Origin of the sequence: Bacillus massilinigeriensis, from assembly GCF_900111815.1 — a bacterium.
Classification (GTDB): domain Bacteria; phylum Bacillota; class Bacilli; order Bacillales; family Cytobacillaceae; genus Mesobacillus_C; species Mesobacillus_C mediterraneensis.
Genome location: NZ_LT630004.1, coordinates 2,221,005 through 2,238,715 on the forward strand (window position 1 = coordinate 2,221,005; position 17,711 = coordinate 2,238,715).

The window sequence follows — 17,711 nt, forward strand, 5'->3', positions numbered from 1 at the left end:
AATAACGATTAATGAGCGCTTTTGGCAGCCTCAATTGCATTTTCATAATTTGGATGGTTTGTTGCTTCGCTGACGTATTCCACATATGTTACCTCGTCACTTGAGTTAACAACGAAAACTGCACGTGCAAGAAGGCGAAGTTCCTTGATTGCCACACCGTACGCTTCACCAAAAGATAAATCGCGGTGGTCGGAAAGAGTCGTGACTTTATCGATTCCATTTGCTCCACACCAACGCTTCTGCGCAAATGGAAGATCAACACTTACTGTCAAAATTTCAACGTTATCAAGCTTCGCTGCTTCCTCGTTGAATCTGCGAGTCTGTGCATCGCATACCCCTGTGTCAATCGATGGTACAACACTGATCAACCTAACTTTTCCTGCACTGTCTTTCAATGTGATTTCTGACAGATCATTAGCAAGCACCTTGAATTCTGGTGCTTTATCCCCAACTTTTACTTCAGTGCCTAACAGCGTTACTGGGTTTCCCTTAAATGTAATGTTTGCCATGCTCATCGTCCTCCTTCATTCACATATGTACACAGTGTTAATATATCCTCTTAACCCGCAAGTTTCAAATAAATTGCCTTTTACAATACGATTGGCAGCTTTTTTTACAAGCTGCCAATCGTATTGCTATAAATCAAGATCATTTTTTGGTCCATCATAATCACTGCTGCTGTCTTTCTGTTCTTTCTTTCCGCTGTTCTTTGACATCATATTCTGCACTTTTTCCACAGCTTGTGGGGCAAGATCTAGAATTTTTTCAAGCAAATGAGTGTTTTCGTCAAGATGAAGCATCCGGACGCCCTGATGGCTGACAATCAGAAATGCGATTGGCGTGATGGAAACTCCACCGCCGCTCCCGCCGCCGAAAGGGTGCTTTGAGTCCTTCTCGGAACTTTCTCCATCGGACATAAATTCACTTCCACCTGCGGCGAAACCAAATCCCACTTTAGAAACTGTCAGGATTACGCTCCCATCAGGTGTTTCCACTGGATCTCCGATGATCGTATTGACATCTATCATTTCTTTCAAGTTCTCCATCGCTGTTGTCATCAGACCCTGGATTGGATGATCGGCCATTTATACTTTCCTCCCTCGATATGCATGCTCTGATTTTTTTTTAGATAGAACTGAAGGGGCCGGCTTTTAGGTTCTGGAAAGCCACCCTTCCAATATTTCACGATTCTTGTTCCTGCGAAAATAGCATGCCCAATCCGGACCTGAATGATACATGACAGCTCTGTCTGAGAAAATGGTGCTTGAAAGCATGGAGTGACGCTTAACTCCGGCTTACAGCGGATTTTCGCATATTTACTCATTAACCCAACTGTCGACCCTTTGGCTCCCCAGATTATCCCGAAGATGACTGCAGTTGCAGCAGCATCACCAATGCCTGCTTTTGTATGCCAAGAAAGCTTTCTTACGATAACCTTCTTCATGAAGTTCCGGACAATCCTCTCAAAACCAATGATATGTTGTAAGATTTCCTTTAAGTCATGGATGATTTTCCATACATCCTCAAACTCCACTTTCCCCTTGGTATTTTCCTCCATAAACGAATCTTCCCTGTTCACCTGAAACATGATGGCTGTCTCGTCGTCATCTGTTATAAGGACAGGGAACTCATATTTTCTCCACCACATTCCTGCAGCAGTCTTCACGACAATGCTTAGACGGTCATCTTTATTTTGATGAAAGTAATCAATGGTGACAGTTATTTTCATTAGGAAAATCAGTATTATCAAAAATGCGAGGGCAGTTAATAAACCACCTACAAACAATAACCCGTACACCTTCCTTCACATCCTTCAGCCTTCCATTATTGGCAAAGGTGCATAAAGATAAACCTGCCGTATCCGCATGTTTATCTGGATGTCGCAAGATAAAAACGTTGTTTTTCTAAATATCTGTCCGTATGTTCGCCCTTCGTTCATCTATCCCGACCACAAATCTTTAAAATTTATCATTATGTCTTTTGCTCTTGTGAAAGATGTAAAAACCTCCACTCTGCGAGAGTGGAGGCTTAAAATATCAACAGTTATTTTCATGCTTCGTGTACAACCGTCGTATCCGCAAAAAGGTCATGCAATCCTTGTTTCTTCGGAAGGAACGCGACGATGACATAACCAAGCAGGACGGTTATGGAGATGAACCTTCCAATCCATTCCCTGAACAAGACAGTGCCCCAGGAAAGTCGTTCGCCTTTTAAGTCTACCACTTTTAACCCGAACAACATTTTCCCTAGCGTTTGCCCCAGATACTTTGTCATTAAGACAAAATACAGGTAGAAAATAATAGCAGTCAGTACTGTGGCGGGATCAAAAAGGCTGTCTTTATCGGTAGATATCCCAAGTCCTCTAAGGATTGGATAAATCAATAATCCATTTAAACTCCATATTATAATGAGGTCAGTAAGATACGCCCAAAACCTCATCCAGAAGCCCGCATAACGGCCATGCTCTTCAGGAATCTGACTTGCTTTTGAAACCAGCGGTATTGGAGAAACAGTCTCAGATACCTCTCCACCAATATCCTTTCCCCCAGCAGTGGTTGTTTCATCACTGCCCAAACGGCTACCATTCACCGTTTCATTTGGTTCCTGGGTTGTATCTCCTTCTAATTCGGAAGAAGTCTTCATGCTCTCATTCTGTTCTTCTGCTGTCCTATCATTTTCTTTATTCAAGCCCACGCACCCCCTATTCCGAATACAGATACATCGGCCGAGGAGCATTCGGCTGCATGAGAAGCTTCGCCATATCTGTCATTTGCATTTCATTTCCCATCAACTTTTGTGCTCCAAAGCTGAAAAAGGAACCGAATCCCATATCCTCTGAATAACTTACAACCATGGCATCCGCCATATCTTTCTCCTTTTTCATTTGCTCCACAACATCTTCAAAGTGTCCGAATTCATCGATTAGACCTAGCTTTTTCGCCTGACGTCCATCGTAAATCCTTCCATCCGCAATTTCTTTTACTTTCCCAGTTGGTATACCTCGACCATCCGAAATGACCTTCACGAAGCCTTGATAAGAGTTATCTATCATGCTCTGAAGGATTTGGTGTTCCTCTTCTGTCATTTTCCTTGTAGGACTCATAATGTCTTTATGCTTACCGCTTTTGATCGTAACAAAATCGACGCCATATTTCTCAGCAAGACCTTCATAATTGATTCCTTGCATGATTACACCGAGAGAACCAGTAATTGTTTCAGGACTAGCATAAATCTTATCTGCAGGAGCAGATATGTAATATCCGCCTGAAGCAGCCATGCTGCCCATTGATATATAGACAGGTTTTTTTGTTTCCTCTTGGATTTCTTTAATTTTGTCATGGATTTCCGCACTTTCCACAACGCCTCCGCCTGGGGAATTAACGCGAATAATAATCCCTTTTACCTCATTGTCCTCTTTGGCATTGTCTAGCTTTTTGAGAAATTCACGGTGGTTATATCCTGAACTGGACATAAAAGCAGAAGGCTCCCCAGCATCCTGTATCGTACCGTCCACCGAGAGTACTGCGATTTTTTCAAAATCATTTCCTTCTTCTATTACTTCCTCGCTGAAAGTATACCCTCCAACTTCAATTAGCTGATCCAAAGAAGAAGGCTTCTCTTCTTTTGTACCGAAAAAGGACAGCGTATTCACTAATACAGAAATAAAGAATAAACCAACGGCGATCCCAAGTGCCGCCCATCTTTTCCCGTTCATGATGTTCCCCCTTAATGATTTGGCTTCGTACAGATTTATGGTAATATTGTCTCAACCCTTTTTATTCTAGCAAAATTGAGAAAAAAAGGGGACTAAAAACATTTAAATATATATGCCTGGAGGAATGAATATGCCTAACCGACGCAATCTCTTTTTTTATCACAACCATGAGACAGATAAAAGCGAGAGTATTTCCTCTCTTAAGGAAGCAGCTGAAAGATACGGTTTTACTATAGTAAAAGACTACCAGGATGCCAATATCATTGTTTCAATTGGAGGTGACGGAACTTTCCTCCAAGCAGTGAGAAAAACCGGATTTCGTGAAGATTGTCTTTATGCGGGAATCTCCACGAGAGGGAACTTAAATTTATACTGTGATTTTACTCTTGAAGATACATCCAAAATGATCGGTGCCATTCAAAACGTAGAGCTGGAGGTAAGACGCTATCCATTAATTGAAGTGACCGTTGATAAAGAAGCTAAGTTCTTGTGTCTGAATGAATTTAGTGTCCGCTCCGGAATTATCAAGACATTTGTTATGGACGTCTTTATTGATGATTTGCATTTTGAAACCTTCAGAGGTGATGGCATGATTGTGGCCACTCCAACTGGAAGCACAGCCTACAACAAATCAGTCAACGGAGCTGTCGTAGACCCTCTCCTCCCTTGCATGCAGGTAAGTGAGCTAGCATCTGTCAACAACAATCATTACCGGACACTCGGCTCTTCCTTTATACTGAGCGGTGACCGAAAGCTTTCATTGAAAGTGGTCCAGGACGGAAACGATTATCCAATCATGGGTATGGACAATGAAGCCTTGAGCATTCAGCATGTAGAAACACTTGACATCACCTTGAGCGGGAAATATATCAAAACCGTCAAGCTAAAGGACAACTCGTTCTGGGAAAAAGTAAAAAGAACCTTTTTATAAAAACGAAAAGCGGAAGCGCCCGTTCAGCGGCGTACGGCCTGGAGGTCCTCCGACTGAGATAAAGGAAACACGATGAGCGGAGTGAATCGATGTTGACTTATCGTAGGAAGGAGACCGAAGGGCGATAGACGCTGGGCGCTGGAGCTAGACAACGAAAAGCGGAAGCGCCCGTTCAGCGGCGTACGGCCTGGAGGTCCTCCGACTGAGATAAGGCGAATCTTAATCAGCGTTTTTTGCTGGTTACTAGATGAGCCAATCGGGCTTTTACGGGCAGTTAGAAATTACTGCCCGTTAATGCGCGGCAAAGGAAACACGATGAGCGGAGTGAATCGATGTTGACTTATAACGCTAAACGCGCACATCCAGTGCGCTTCGCCTTACTCGCACTTCCTGTGCTTCGTCGTAGGAAGGAGACCGAAGGGCGATAGACGCTGGGCGCTGGAGCTAGACAACGAAAAGCGGAAGCGCCCGTTCAGCGGCATACGGCCTGGTATCAGAAAAAACCGTCCACACCTTAAATGTATGGACGGTTTTTCAAGCACTTTTCCCTGTTCGTATTCTCGATTCCCAATCAGCTGCTTTCTTTGTTCTAGAAAACGTGTACAATGCTAACGCTGCCCATATAAAAGAAAAAGCATAAATATGGGTTGGTGTAAAAACTTCTCCATATATAAATACTCCTAATAGGAGCGTAAGAGTTGGCGCTATATATTGCAGGAACCCGAGCATGGAAAGCGGGATGCTCTGCGCTCCCTTGGCAAAGTAAAGAAGGGGCACTGCCGTAACTGCACCAGCTCCTATGAGAAGAAGTGTTTCCGCTATTGATCCTGCCACAAGCGAACTGTCCCCTCTGAAAAACAATATTGCCATATAGACTGCTGCAATTGGCATGACGACCATCGTCTCAAGCGCCAAACCAACGGAAGATTCCATCTTGATTTTTTTCTTTGCAAGACCATATAAGCCAAAGGAAAAAGCAAGGGTCAAAGATATCCAAGGAAACTTACCATAGGAAGAAGTCATGATAAGCACACCTACGGCCGCAAGAAAAAAAGAAAGCACCTGCGCTTTTGACAGCTTTTCTTTAAAAAAAACAATTCCTAAGAGGACGCTAACAAGTGGATTGATATAATATCCTAGACTCGCCTGTATCATTTGCCCCGTATTCACTGCCCATATGTAAATGAACCAGTTAATACTGATGATCACCGAAGCCGCAGCGAGCGCAGCTAACTGCTTTCGATTTTGCGTGAATCCTTTCAGCGTATCAGTAAAGATGCGAAACCTCCCTGCAATCCCGAGAAACCCCAGCATAAAAAAGAATGACCAAAATACCCTGTTTGCTAGTATTTCATCTGCACTTACATCACCAAGAAACTTCCAATATATCGGGAGTATCCCCCATAACAAATAAGAAAAAGCCGCGTAAAATATCCCTTTTTGCTGTTCTGTCCTGTCAGACAAATTCTCACCCCTAATCTTTCTGAACCCGAAATAATTTTATTATATATGGAGAAAGCTTTGCTGACAATCTTTTCATACTAAACATAATCAAAAAAAAAGATGCAGATTTGTCTCGACAAACTGCATCACTTCCCAACTTATTTTGTACTAGCGCCTTCCATCTCCCGTTTCCTTAATTCGCCCCTCATAATCTTACCAGAAGTTGTTTTCGGTAATTCTTCAAGGAACTCAATTTTTCTTGGATATTTATACGGGGCAGTTAGCTCTTTCACATGATCCTGCAGCAAAGGAATCAGACTAGGGTCCTCCTTATCCACCTCGTCACGAAGCACGACAAATGCTTTAACGATTGTGCCACGAACCTCATCAGGAGATGCAACTACGGCGCACTCCTTTACAGCAGGATGTTTGACTAGCGCATCCTCCACTTCAAATGGCCCAATTGTATAACCGGAACTAATGATTATGTCATCTCCTCGTCCTTCAAACCAGAAATATCCCTCTTCGTCTTTCTTTGCTCTATCTCCCGTAATGTAATAATCTCCCCTAAACTGCATGGCAGTACGCTCAGGATCCTTGTAATAATTTTTGAAAAGGGCAGGCGTCTCTGTGTGGACAGCAATATCCCCTACTACTCCTGGAGGGCATGGCTTTCCATTCTCATCAATGATTTCCACCCTGTTCCCTGGAGTTGGTTTTCCCATTGAACCTGGCCGAATCTCCATTCCCTTAGTCACACCGACAAGAAGGGTGTTTTCTGTCTGTCCATAGCCATCTCTTACATTAAGACCGAAGTGATTCTGGAAAGTTTCAATAACTTCCCGATTCAATGGCTCTCCAGCAGAGACCGCACTATGTAGTCCGGAAAGTTTGTAATCGCCAATTGTTGATACCTTTGCCATCAATCGATATTCAGTCGGTGTACAGCAAAGTACATTGATTTGGTAATATTCCAAAAGCCGCAAATATTTTTCCGGTTCGAATTTCCCATGATAGACAAAGCCTTCCCCACCTGACCCAAGGACAGATAAAAAAGGACTCCAAATCCATTTTTGCCAACCTGGTCCGGCTGTAGCCCAAACGGTATCTCCTTCTTCAATACATAACCAATTTTTCGCTGCTGTCCGCAAATGAGCGAATGCCCACCCATGTGTATGAACAACACCCTTTGGGCTCCCTGTTGTTCCAGATGTGTAAGAGAGGAACGCCATATCATCCTTTTCTGTATCCGCAAGCTCCAGCTTTTCACTAGCAATTTTCTTCTCTTTATCAAGATGAATCCAGCCAGGAACCTCTTGCCCAAGCGAAAATTTGATTAAACCAACTATTTCATTCATTCCCTCAAACTCAGGGATATACGGAGAATAACTGATGACTGCTTTAACATCACCATGGTGGATACGGTATTGCAAATCCTTTGTCCTCAACATTTCTGAGCTTGGAATGACAACAAGCCCCAGCTTCAGCGCAGCAGTGTAAACCTCGTATGCCTCGATAAGCCTTGGGACAACAACCAGGACCACATCCCCTTTATGGAGTCCTGCTCCTTTGAATACGTTTCCAATTCGGTTTGCATTATAAAGTAGTTCATCGTATGTAATACTCGCTGTATCTCCATTTTCATTTTCCCAACGGAGTGCTGTTTTTCCCTTATTGACATACTTTTCAAACTCAGAAATAAGATTATACTGTTGCGGGGCAATTAGTTCTTCTGTTTTCATTGCCTCTCCCCCTAATTGTATTTTTATGTTAACAATTTAATTATACAAAATTATTCAAATATTTCAAAATATTATTTTTAGATATAAAAAAATACTTCTTGATGATACTACCAATCATGAGGAAAAATTTTTGAATGGGGATAGTATAGTACTCAACCTCTTTTGGACAATAAAAGCCAAAAAACATAAGAAGAGGCAGGAATTACTTCCTGCCCCTTGTAGCCATATTATTTATTTTTATTATCTAGAAAATCCGCTCATTTGCTGTTGAGCCATAGAAACTAGACGCTTGGTGATTTCTCCACCAACAGATCCGTTTGCACGTGACGTTGTTTCACCACCAAGATTAACGCCGAATTCAGAAGCGATTTCGTACTTCATTTGATCAAGAGCTTGTTCTACTCCTGGTACCAAAAGGTTGTTTGAGTTGTTTGACATGTGGTTTCACCTCCTTGTGAGTATAGATTGTGTAAAACCACATGCCTTCATACTGTCTCCCCTTTGGTAATTGTTCTCAATTACATCATGAAAATTCTAGAATAAATCTTCGTCTATCCCGGTCTGTCTGCCAGGTGTTATAACAATGGTTTCTGTCTTTTCTACCGCTTTTTTGATTAGTGGTTCAAAATCATAAAATTCTTCAAAACGCTGAACTTTTTCTAGCTTTGGCCTTGTTTTAGGTGCAGCTGGGACAAAAATGGTGCAGCAATCTTCGTAAGGTTGAATGGAAATTTCATGCGTTCCGATCCTTTGAGAAATTTTCATTATTTCTGTTTTGTCCATCATGATAAGCGGCCGCAATATAGGAGTGCTAATCACTTCATTGATAGCATACATGCTTTCGAGCGTTTGGCTAGCCACTTGTCCAAGACTTTCGCCTGTGATGATTGCAAGTCCACCCTCTCGTTTACGCAGTTCCTCTGTAATTCGGAGCATGAACCTTCGTGTAGAGGTCATTGTATAATTTTCCGGGACTTGCTTGTGAATCGCTTGCTGAACTTCGGTAAACGGGACGATATGGAGCACGAACCTGCCGCTAACCTCCGCTAATTTTGCTGCTAAGTCAATAACCTTTTGCTTCGCTCTCTCGCTCGTAAACGGCGGACTGAAAAAGTGCACGCCTTCTACTTCCAGGCCCCTCTTCATGGATAGATGCCCTGCAACAGGGCTGTCGATTCCTCCAGAGAGCATGAGCATTGCCTTACCGCTTGAACCGGCTGGCATTCCTCCTGCTCCATGAAAATTCCCCGCAGAAAGGTATACACCTTCCTTTCTGATTTCTACCTGAAGATTAATATCTGGTTTGCGCACATCAACGGTAATTCCAGGTATGCAGTGGAGAATGTGCCCTCCTAGAGCATGATTCATTTCGTTTGTATCGAGTTCATAGTTTTTATCTGCTCTTCTTGCAGTCACTTTGAATGTAGATCCTTCTTTGTACATGCCTTTTACTAATGCAACTGCGGTTCCTTTTATTTCATCAAGGTCTTGACTCGTCTTAACAGCAAGACTGAACGATTGAATGCCAAAAATAGCTTGGAGTCTTTCGGCTACCCTTTCTCCATCCTCTCCATTTAGGAGGACATACATTCTGTCACGGTCTGCCCGAATGGTGGCATTGGTAAATCCCTCAAGCGCATGCTGAATATTTTTTTTCAGCATATCTATGAACTTCTTTCTATTTCTTCCCTTTGTTGAGATTTCACCATAACGTATTAAAACACGATCATAAATCATCTGCTCATTACCTCTCTCAGTCTTATTGCTGCCTCTCTCATTGCCTGTCCGGCAAATTCAGCTTCTTCAGGAGTATTCTCGTACGAAAGGCTGATTCTTATCGCACTTTCTGCCAAATCCTGCGGCACTCCCATTGCCAATAGCGTTTTGCTGCCTTTACTGTGTCTCGAAGAGCATGCACTTGTTGTCGAAACATAAATTCCTTTTTCCTCAAGAGCGTGAACAAATACCTCTGCTTTCACCCCACTTAAGGAAAAGTTAAGGATATGCGGTGCGCTTCCATGTTCAGGTGTGTGGATTACTGCTCCCGGAATGCCTTCTACGGATTTTCGCAGTATGGATAGAACTTCAGTCATTCTATCACTGTGCGCCTGCTGGCTTTCCATCGTCATCCGCAAGGCCTTGGCCATACTTACGGCACCTGCAACGTTTTCTGTACCGCTGCGCCTTATTTTTTCCTGGTTTCCGCCTGAGAGCAAAGGATGAAGACGGATTCCATCTCTAACAAAAAGAGCTCCAGTGCCTTTTAACCCGTGGAATTTGTGGCCTGAAATGGAGCATAGATCGATTTTACACTCTGTTAAATCCAACGGAACTTTTCCAACACCTTGTACATAATCCACATGGAAGAGAATCTTAGGATAATCCAGCAGTGCTTTCCCTATCTCGTTTATTGGCTGGATGATGCCAGTTTCGTTGTTCACATGCATAACCGACACCAGGATGGTATCCTCTTTGATTTCCTTTATGATATCCTTCACATTGATTTTCCCTGTTTTGTCAACAGGAACGATTGTGGAATGAAACCCTGATTCCTTCAGATGTTCCGCTGCATTAGAAACAGATGGATGCTCGATTGCAGATAGGATGATATGCTTGCCCCTGGAGGCAGCTGCCATTGTAGCACCTTTTAGAGCAAGATTATTGCTTTCGGTTCCTCCTGAAGTAAACACTATTTCTTCGCTCTTTACCCCAAGGATGCCTGCCACCTGTGCCCGTGCCTGCTGTAGAAGCTTTTCCGCCTTACCGCCGAGAGCGTGAAGAGAAGAAGGATTTCCGAAAAATTTTCCGGCAACTGTTATATACGAATCCAAGACTTCTGGATATGGTTTTGTCGTAGCGCTATTGTCTAAATAAATCATACACCGATCCTCCTCACAATGAAGATGAAAGTGCCAACAAATAATCTTACCATAAACATGCTGAGCAAAAAACAAAAATAAATAAATAGGCCTCCAACTTTCATTGGAGACCTTCAAACCTATACTCGCTATTCGTAAATGTATTCTTCGATTTTTCTCATGGCACCTGGCTCGACTTCCTCAATTACAGCGGCTGCCTTTTCGAGTGCTTCAGCATACTCGCAGTTTCTGAAAAGTCCCTCTGCCTCCTGGAGCCCTACTGAAACTGATGGGTACTTGCTTCTATATCTGTTGCCGTATTGGATTACTTTCTCTGTGAGCATGGCGTTTTCAATCGTCTCTTTTGTAGTTGCAGACAGTTTTTCAACCGTCAGAACCGCTATTTCGAGATGCTGCTGTACAACAGGAATATCTAAAGGCTTCTGCTCCAGTTTTTCTGATGCGTTTTCGATGGTACTCTTTGCATCTTGGAGCAACTCCTTATACTTTTGGGATAATCCCGGAAGATTGCTTTTCGTAACAAGTCTCACCATTTCCGTTATCTCTTTAGACAATTCCTTCACTTGACTTCTTGCAGCAAGTTCGTCTTTTCTGAGGGCACTTAATTTATTCTGGAACTCACCCTGTTTTGACCTTAGCTCCTCCATTTCTTCCTTCAGTTCGAGCATCTCTTCATAAAGGAAACTTTGAGCGATTTCCCCCTGAGAAATTTTTCCAGAAAGCCGTTCAAACCTTTTCAGGAGATCTTGGAGCAGATGATCCATTGTTCGCTGCGCTCCCAAATCATTTTCTTGCAAATGATAGCTCTCCTGAATCGTCTCCAGCTCTGCTTGAATATGATCCTGCTCCTCGGCTGCTTCAGCCATCACCTGTTCCAAGTCCGGCTTTATCCTAGCAAGTGAGTGCTTCGCTGTGACCTCCTGTTCAAACAAATCAAACAGTGTTTCCATAGCAGCCTTCAATTCGGAGATGCCCACTTCCACCTTCGCGATATCGCCTTCATCTATCATTTGCTGGTACTCTCCGAGTGCTTTTTCCATCTCAGCAATTTGTTCTTCAAAGCCGATATGCTCCAGCTGGTAACCCTGGCCTGCCATTTCCTTGAAGCCATCTTTTAAATCGCTGATCTGGGAGGGAATAACACTTTGACATTCATGTAAAAGACCAGGAATTCCGATCATGACTCCATTTATTTGTTGAAGCAAGGCAGCGATCGACAAAACGACTTCTCTCGCTTCCAGATAATTTCCATTTTCTGTTTTTTCTTCGAAATCGGTGAATTTTGCATTCACATCGTCAAGCTGGTGTTCAAGCATCTCTTCTGCTTTCCCAAAACTATGCCGATGCGCTAATAGATTCTTTCTGCACTCACGATACGTTTCTTTCAGTCCCTCGATTTCGTTCCGGTTCTTTTCTTCGCTTCCGATAAGCTCGTTCAATTCCTTCAGTATATTATCAATAACCTCTTCTATTTCGTTGAGTTTGTTCTCAATGACAGAGAAAGTCTCTTTTGCTTTATTAAACCTAAGCTTATCCGTGTATTCTTCCGCATCGAACAAAAGCTCCTCTATCGCAGGCAAGCCTACTGTAACAACTTCATCCCATTCCCGGCGCCATCTTTCAAAGAGATCTTCTGTCTGTCCAGTCATGTTCAATTGTTTCACTTTCGACATTTCATCAAGCACAGGACGGTTCATAATATCCAGTTTCCATGCCTCATATTTATCTACTTCGTTATAATATTTCCGTTTCAATATGTATCCTGTCAAAAAAAATCCCATCAGTAAAATGATTCCACCAATAATAAATTCCATACTAATCCTCCTGGCCTATCGAAAAAAATCGGAGCGTCGTTTCATCAATAATAATCATTGCATAAAATGATTTATAATGTATTTATGATACCATGTAAACGACACTTTTTGACCAGTTATTTCTTTTTTTTGATAAAATTATCGAAACTAATCTAATCATTTCACGACTTTGACGTGGGCAACCTACGCTTTTTGAGTAATGGGGAATATTTCTGTGTGGATTACAGTCCAAGGGTTTTCGGAGAAATGGCAGATGTACTCGGAGCCGTCAAGGCAGTTCGCACTGTACGCATGTCAATAAATGCAAATCTTGACCCTGAAAGCCATGCAATCAATTATAACGGGGCAGGAAAGGCAGAGCCTCTCAATGCTAGCGAGCTTTACCCTCCCGCCTTAATAGCAAAAACAAGCTGCGAGCTTCGGTATTTCTCTGAACTATGGTTCTGATGCCCGCCAAGCAAAAGGACTTGGCCAAAGACTCGTGGACATACAGAACTGATTTTCCTAGAGGGAAACGGCTTCCCGTATATTATGCTTTCTATCAGGTGAGAGAAAAGCCTTTAGCCAGCTGCTGACTTGCCGACTATATTTTTCGGCAAAATAGCTTTCGTGCGGCAGAATATGCAAAACTTCCTTTACATAGTCTGCATTTAGAAACGGCATGCCTAATAGTGATTTTAGTTGAAGAATCGTATAGGGAACAGACTGGCTTGCAAATTCACCCGCATTCATTCCAGCCTCCAGCACCTTTTTCAGGTAGTATCTTTCCTTCGCCATATAGGTTGCCATAATTTCTCTTGCCATCTGAGAATCAATTGTCATTTCTCTCAAAACAAACCTTGTAAGCTGGAGGTTTTTGCATTGATAAGCAGTGAGACTGTCAACAATAGCTTCGAGGCAGACATACGCCCCTTCTTCGAGCGAAGAGTATCCTTTTTCTAATTCTTTAAGATAATTTTCAAAGTACACGGTTAAACAGTATTCGAGAAGCCCATTTTTATTGTTGAAATAGTAAGCAATATTGGCAGCATTCACCCTGGCTTTGGCAGCAATGTCCCGAATCGATGTCCCGCTGTAGCCTTTCGTATTGAAAAGGTAAACAGCAGAATCTACGATTTTTTCCCTAGCATTTTTTTTCATTCTTCCACCCGCCTTTTCCTGGTTTTCCACATTCACTGCTCACTTACTAGTTTATCGGAAAAGCAGCCATTTTCCCCGGAAAATCTGTCGACAAAGTCTCCTTCTTTTCTCCAAGTTCTGTTAAAATGAATGGATATTCTACGATGCATGGGGGGAAAGATTGTGTTTCAAGTCGATTCTTATGGTGAAAACAGGGAAAAAAATTACGATTTACTGATTAAACAGTTAAGATCACTCCTCCAAGGGGAGAGTAATGTCATCGCCAACTTGAGCAATGCGTCTGCCTTACTGAACCAGTTCCTCGATCGAATTAACTGGGTAGGTTTTTATTTGATAGATGAGAGCGAACTCGTGCTCGGCCCATTCCAAGGTCTTCCGGCATGTGTGAGGATCCCATTGGGCCGTGGTGTTTGCGGCACTGCTGCCGAAAAGAGAGAAACGATGAGAATAGAGGATGTTCACGCCTTTCCAGGTCACATTGCATGCGATGCAGCCTCTAAATCAGAAATCGTCATTCCCCTTTTAAATGGCGAGAAACTTATCGGTGTGCTTGATATTGACTCCCCTGAAACAAGCCGATTCGATGAACTCGATCAAAAAAAGCTTGAAGAATTTTGTGCGGTTCTAATGACAATTTACAAAGGGTAAGATACGAAAGACCGGCAACTTTTGGCTGCCGGTCTTTCTTCTATGTTAATCTTTCCAAAGCAGAAGCAAGGTCATCACGGATATCCTCCCAAGCTTCGAGGCCTACCGAGAGACGAAGCATATTATCCTTGATTCCCATCCTAGCTCTCGCTGATTCTGGCACGACTGCGTGTGTCATGGTTGCCGGGTGCTGAATCAGCGTTTCTGCATCGCCAAGGCTTACTGCTATCTTAATAAGCTTTAATTCGTCCATCAGTTGCTGTGCAGTTTCCTTGGTACCCTTTATTGTAAAAGAGATAAGTCCCCCTGCCTTTTTCATTTGCTTTTTAGCAATTTTGAAATCTTTCGAGGAAGAATCCCCTGGATAGAAAACCTCATCTATCATGGGGTGCTCTTTTAAGAAACCAAAAAGCTTTTCTGCGTTATCACTGTGGCGGTCCATCCTGACAGGAAGCGTTTTAAGGCCTCGCAACAGGAGCCACGCATCGAAAGGAGCGATGATTCCGCCAATATCCTTTTGGGTAGTAACCGCGATCCGGTCCATTATTTCTTTTTTACCTGCTGCAATCCCAGCTACCACATCTCCATGGCCACAAATGTATTTCGTTGCGCTATGAACGACAATGTCACATCCTAACTCAATTGGGTTTTGTAAATATGGGGAACAAAAAGTGTTATCCACCACCACCGGAATACCATTCTTAGCGGCAACTTTAGCGACCATTTCAAGGTCGACAAGCTGCATCGTCGGGTTTATTGGTGTTTCCACATAAATACATGCCGTATCCGCCGAAATCAATGCATCTAGCTCTTCTTCTGTCCTCATTGCAGAAAAGTCGTGAGCTACATCAAATTTTTCTTCCAACAGCTCCAATAAACCGAACGTACAGCCATAAATCCCCTGCGAGCAAATGACATGGCTGCCGTTTTTCACTAGCGCAAAGAGGACTGCGGAAACAGCAGCCATCCCCGAGCCGAATGCTAATGCCTTTTCAGCCCCCTCCAAAACAGCCATTCTTTCCTCCAACACAGACACGGTTGGGTTACCGAGCCTTGAATATATATAGCCTTCTTCCTCCCCAGAAAATCTGGCAGCCCCTTGCCGTGCATGTTCAAATGCGAACGTGCTCGTCTGAAAAATTGGTGGGACAAGGCTTCCATTGTATAAACTTGAGTCATAACCAGAATGGATTGCCTTTGTTTCAAATTTCTTTTCGCTCATTGTGCTCCCCCTTCTCTTTGAAAACGCATACATCTTCTCTAACAGCATATGACAAGAATAGAAAACAGAAAAGCAATTTGCAATCTTTTGACGAAATTATCATAATATTTTTTCATAAAAATAGAGCAGATTGATGCTTCTGCTCCTCATAATTTGGTGATAGAACGCTCGAAAGTCATGTCTTCCTTAGCTGCGACCACTTTATTTTTTCCTGATTTCTTTGCTTCGTACAGTGCTTGATCAGCCCTGCGGAATAAAGATTCAACCGTATCCCCGCTTTCTTTTTTCCATGAGGATACTCCGCAGGAAATAGTGATAGGCGGGAACGTATTTTTTATCGCCATGCAAACAAGTCTCTCTGCTGTGCGAATCCCTACATGGATTGAACCACCTGGAATGTATATGGCGAGCTCTTCCCCACCCCATCTTGCACTGATATCGGAAGCCCGGATGCTTCCGCATGTAAGCCTCGCCAGCTGAATTAACACTTCATCCCCCGTCTGGTGTCCGTGTGTATCATTAATCAATTTGAAGTTATCGATATCAATGAGGATAAATGCTCCTTGCATATCCCGTTCCATTGATATATGCATTATTTCATCGAGGTAGCTTCTTGAAAAAAGTTTTGTCAAATGGTCTGTGATCACAAGCTCTTCAAGCTGTTCTTTGAGCATAGCGTTCGAAAAGGCAAGCGAGGAATGATAGACTAACGATTGAAGCAGCTTGAATTCCTCAAAAGTAAAAGCATACGGCTCCTTATTGAGGATGAGTGCGTATCCCTTTACTTGATTATTTTGCTTGATTGGCACGCCCATAATCGAACGGAAGGCAGAGTATTGGCTTTCTTCTAAGAGGACAGCATCGCCAATGAATATTGGTTCCCTTCGTTCTAATATCATCACACCAAATGAATGCAATTCCGGTTTAGAATAACCCGTTACAAAAAAGGGAGTGCTCCCATCAAGCACTTCCAGTTCGCCAGATTCCTCGTTCCGCCAAAAAAAACCTACCTCATCCGCATCAAGCGAAGTCTTAATCTTACTTGTTACATATTGAACCGTGTCTGTCAGGCGGAGATTGCTGTTCAATACATGTGTCGTATCATTAATGAGTTGAAGGTCACTAACCAGTTTGCGTGATTGCTGATAGAGTTGCGCATTTTCCAGTGCACTTCCCGCTGTGTTGGCAAGCAAACAAATAAATTCTCTTTCTTCTCCCGGAAATATCTGAGAATCAGGAGCGATCACTTGGAGGACTCCATATACTCCTTGCCTTCCTTTAAGAGGGGCATACAGAATTGATTTCCTTTCGAGGAGAGAATCCTCGATTTGCAGGGTTCCATTTACATAAGCCTGCATTGCTGAAAGATTATTGCTGTTATACTCAAAAGTTTTCACTGGCAATTCTCCATGCCCAGAGTTATCCTGACTCAATAAAAGGTAATATTCAAACCCTGGGTACACATCTTGGAGCGTATGGATAATTTCAGAGAGGACATCGTCCACATTCATTGTCGAGTGGAACTTTTCCGTCACTCTATGCAACTGGCGGTATCTTTGTTTTTCCGCCTCGATTTTTTCCAATCCAGAGACTTGGAATACTATACGGGAGATTTCATCTGCTACTTGTTCAAGTATACAATCAGAAAACATACGTAAGATCCCGGAGTTCCCTTCAATCACAATCGCTCCAGCAAGGCTATCATTGTGCTTGAGGACGAGCATCATTCTATTTGGGGAGAAAGATTCCCTAAAAACTTTGCCACGGCTGAGTTTATCAAAGGGTAACTTCTCCTGCACTTGAGAAACATTTGACTTCACGCTTCTGTTAGTAGCAACGAGATAGATGCTCTCATCCCATTCTCCGAAGTGGTAGAAATCCATAACTCCCTCAATGAAAGCTGTTTTTTTCAAGGCTTCAAGAAGGCTTTCACATAAATTTCCTTTTAAAATAGGAGTTCGTATACCTAAAATAATATCCAATAGGCGACATTTCAGCTCTTTTATAAACTGCTGTTCCGCGAAATTATTCATTCCAAACCACCCATTACAAAGCGAAATTCTTTATCCACAAGTAATCCATTCTTCCTATTAAGGTAAAAGTTACTATTCATAGTATAGCATACATCCTATTAAAAAAGTGGTTTATAATTTATTTTATAGTAAAATAGTCCCTTG

At 42.7% G+C, this 17,711-nt stretch carries 17 protein-coding genes; 3 read left to right on the plus strand and 14 right to left on the minus strand.

Annotation, left to right across the window (positions count from 1 at the left end):
* Nucleotides 1-8 precede the first annotated feature (8 nt).
* From tpx to sppA, 5 genes are all read right to left on the minus strand, one after another.
* Nucleotides 9-509 carry a thiol peroxidase gene (gene tpx, locus BQ5796_RS11585; protein WP_071460386.1) on the minus strand — a complete coding sequence of 167 codons (501 nt, stop codon included), beginning with the start codon at nucleotides 507-509 and terminating at the stop codon, nucleotides 9-11.
* 126 nt (nucleotides 510-635) lie between these two features.
* Nucleotides 636-1,085, minus strand: coding sequence for a GerW family sporulation protein (gene ytfJ, locus BQ5796_RS11590; protein ID WP_071460387.1), 450 nt, complete (start codon nucleotides 1,083-1,085; stop codon nucleotides 636-638).
* Nucleotides 1,058-1,798: a DUF2953 domain-containing protein gene (locus BQ5796_RS11595; protein WP_083413105.1), complete on the minus strand. Its 741-nt coding sequence runs from the start codon at nucleotides 1,796-1,798 to the stop codon at nucleotides 1,058-1,060. Before BQ5796_RS11595 ends, ytfJ begins: the two co-directional genes overlap by 28 nt.
* 251 nt (nucleotides 1,799-2,049) lie before the next feature.
* A complete protein-coding gene (locus BQ5796_RS11600) occupies nucleotides 2,050-2,643 on the minus strand; it encodes an RDD family protein (RefSeq protein WP_083413173.1) in 594 nt (197 codons plus the stop codon).
* Between the two features lie 58 nt (nucleotides 2,644-2,701).
* Nucleotides 2,702-3,715, minus strand: a complete 1,014-nt coding sequence (gene sppA, locus BQ5796_RS11605) for a signal peptide peptidase SppA (RefSeq protein WP_071460388.1) — start codon at nucleotides 3,713-3,715, stop codon at nucleotides 2,702-2,704.
* A gap of 130 nt (nucleotides 3,716-3,845) precedes the next feature.
* Here sppA and BQ5796_RS11610 point away from each other — a divergent pair, with 130 nt between their 5' ends.
* Nucleotides 3,846-4,646 carry an NAD kinase gene (locus BQ5796_RS11610; protein ID WP_071460389.1) on the plus strand — a complete coding sequence of 267 codons (801 nt, stop codon included), beginning with the start codon at nucleotides 3,846-3,848 and terminating at the stop codon, nucleotides 4,644-4,646.
* Nucleotides 4,647-5,180: 534 nt separating this feature from the next.
* On the opposite strand, the gene rarD is transcribed toward BQ5796_RS11610, so the two are convergent.
* The 6 genes from rarD to ezrA form a co-directional block, all read right to left on the minus strand.
* A complete protein-coding gene (gene rarD / locus BQ5796_RS11615; protein WP_071460390.1) occupies nucleotides 5,181-6,110 on the minus strand; it encodes an EamA family transporter RarD in 930 nt (309 codons plus the stop codon).
* Between the two features lie 137 nt (nucleotides 6,111-6,247).
* A complete protein-coding gene (gene mbcS, locus BQ5796_RS11620; RefSeq protein ID WP_071460391.1) occupies nucleotides 6,248-7,831 on the minus strand; it encodes an acyl-CoA synthetase MbcS in 1,584 nt (527 codons plus the stop codon).
* A gap of 240 nt (nucleotides 7,832-8,071) precedes the next feature.
* On the minus strand, nucleotides 8,072-8,269 hold the full coding sequence (locus BQ5796_RS11625; protein ID WP_071460392.1) for an alpha/beta-type small acid-soluble spore protein: 198 nt from the start codon (nucleotides 8,267-8,269) through the stop codon (nucleotides 8,072-8,074).
* Nucleotides 8,270-8,365: 96 nt separating this feature from the next.
* Nucleotides 8,366-9,568, minus strand: coding sequence for a tRNA uracil 4-sulfurtransferase ThiI (gene thiI, locus BQ5796_RS11630; protein ID WP_071460393.1), 1,203 nt, complete (start codon nucleotides 9,566-9,568; stop codon nucleotides 8,366-8,368).
* The gene (locus tag BQ5796_RS11635) at nucleotides 9,565-10,710 is read right to left on the minus strand and encodes a cysteine desulfurase family protein (RefSeq protein ID WP_071460394.1); all 1,146 of its coding nucleotides are present in this window, start codon (nucleotides 10,708-10,710) and stop codon (nucleotides 9,565-9,567) included. The genes thiI and BQ5796_RS11635 overlap by 4 nt, the downstream gene beginning before the upstream one ends.
* A 128-nt stretch (nucleotides 10,711-10,838) precedes the next feature.
* Nucleotides 10,839-12,524 (minus strand): septation ring formation regulator EzrA, encoded by a 1,686-nt coding sequence (gene ezrA, locus BQ5796_RS11640; protein WP_071460395.1) that lies wholly within the window; start codon nucleotides 12,522-12,524, stop codon nucleotides 10,839-10,841.
* 216 nt (nucleotides 12,525-12,740) lie between these two features.
* Between ezrA and BQ5796_RS11645 the strand changes: the two genes are divergently transcribed.
* Nucleotides 12,741-12,971, plus strand: a complete 231-nt coding sequence (locus BQ5796_RS11645; RefSeq protein WP_071460396.1) for a hypothetical protein — start codon at nucleotides 12,741-12,743, stop codon at nucleotides 12,969-12,971.
* Nucleotides 12,972-13,028: 57 nt separating this feature from the next.
* Here the strand turns inward: BQ5796_RS11645 and refZ are convergent, their stop codons facing one another.
* Nucleotides 13,029-13,664, minus strand: coding sequence for a forespore capture DNA-binding protein RefZ (gene refZ / locus BQ5796_RS11650; RefSeq protein WP_071460397.1), 636 nt, complete (start codon nucleotides 13,662-13,664; stop codon nucleotides 13,029-13,031).
* Between the two features lie 162 nt (nucleotides 13,665-13,826).
* Between refZ and BQ5796_RS11655 the strand changes: the two genes are divergently transcribed.
* A complete protein-coding gene (locus BQ5796_RS11655) occupies nucleotides 13,827-14,312 on the plus strand; it encodes a GAF domain-containing protein (RefSeq protein ID WP_071460398.1) in 486 nt (161 codons plus the stop codon).
* 40 nt (nucleotides 14,313-14,352) lie between these two features.
* Here BQ5796_RS11655 and megL read toward each other — a convergent pair whose 3' ends face one another.
* Together megL and BQ5796_RS11665 are read right to left on the minus strand one after the other, a co-directional pair.
* Complete coding sequence (gene megL / locus BQ5796_RS11660; protein ID WP_071460399.1) at nucleotides 14,353-15,534, minus strand: methionine gamma-lyase; 1,182 nt, start codon at nucleotides 15,532-15,534, stop codon at nucleotides 14,353-14,355.
* 146 nt (nucleotides 15,535-15,680) lie between these two features.
* Nucleotides 15,681-17,567 (minus strand): sensor domain-containing diguanylate cyclase, encoded by a 1,887-nt coding sequence (locus tag BQ5796_RS11665; RefSeq protein ID WP_071460400.1) that lies wholly within the window; start codon nucleotides 17,565-17,567, stop codon nucleotides 15,681-15,683.
* Between the last annotated feature and the right edge of the window lie 144 nt (nucleotides 17,568-17,711).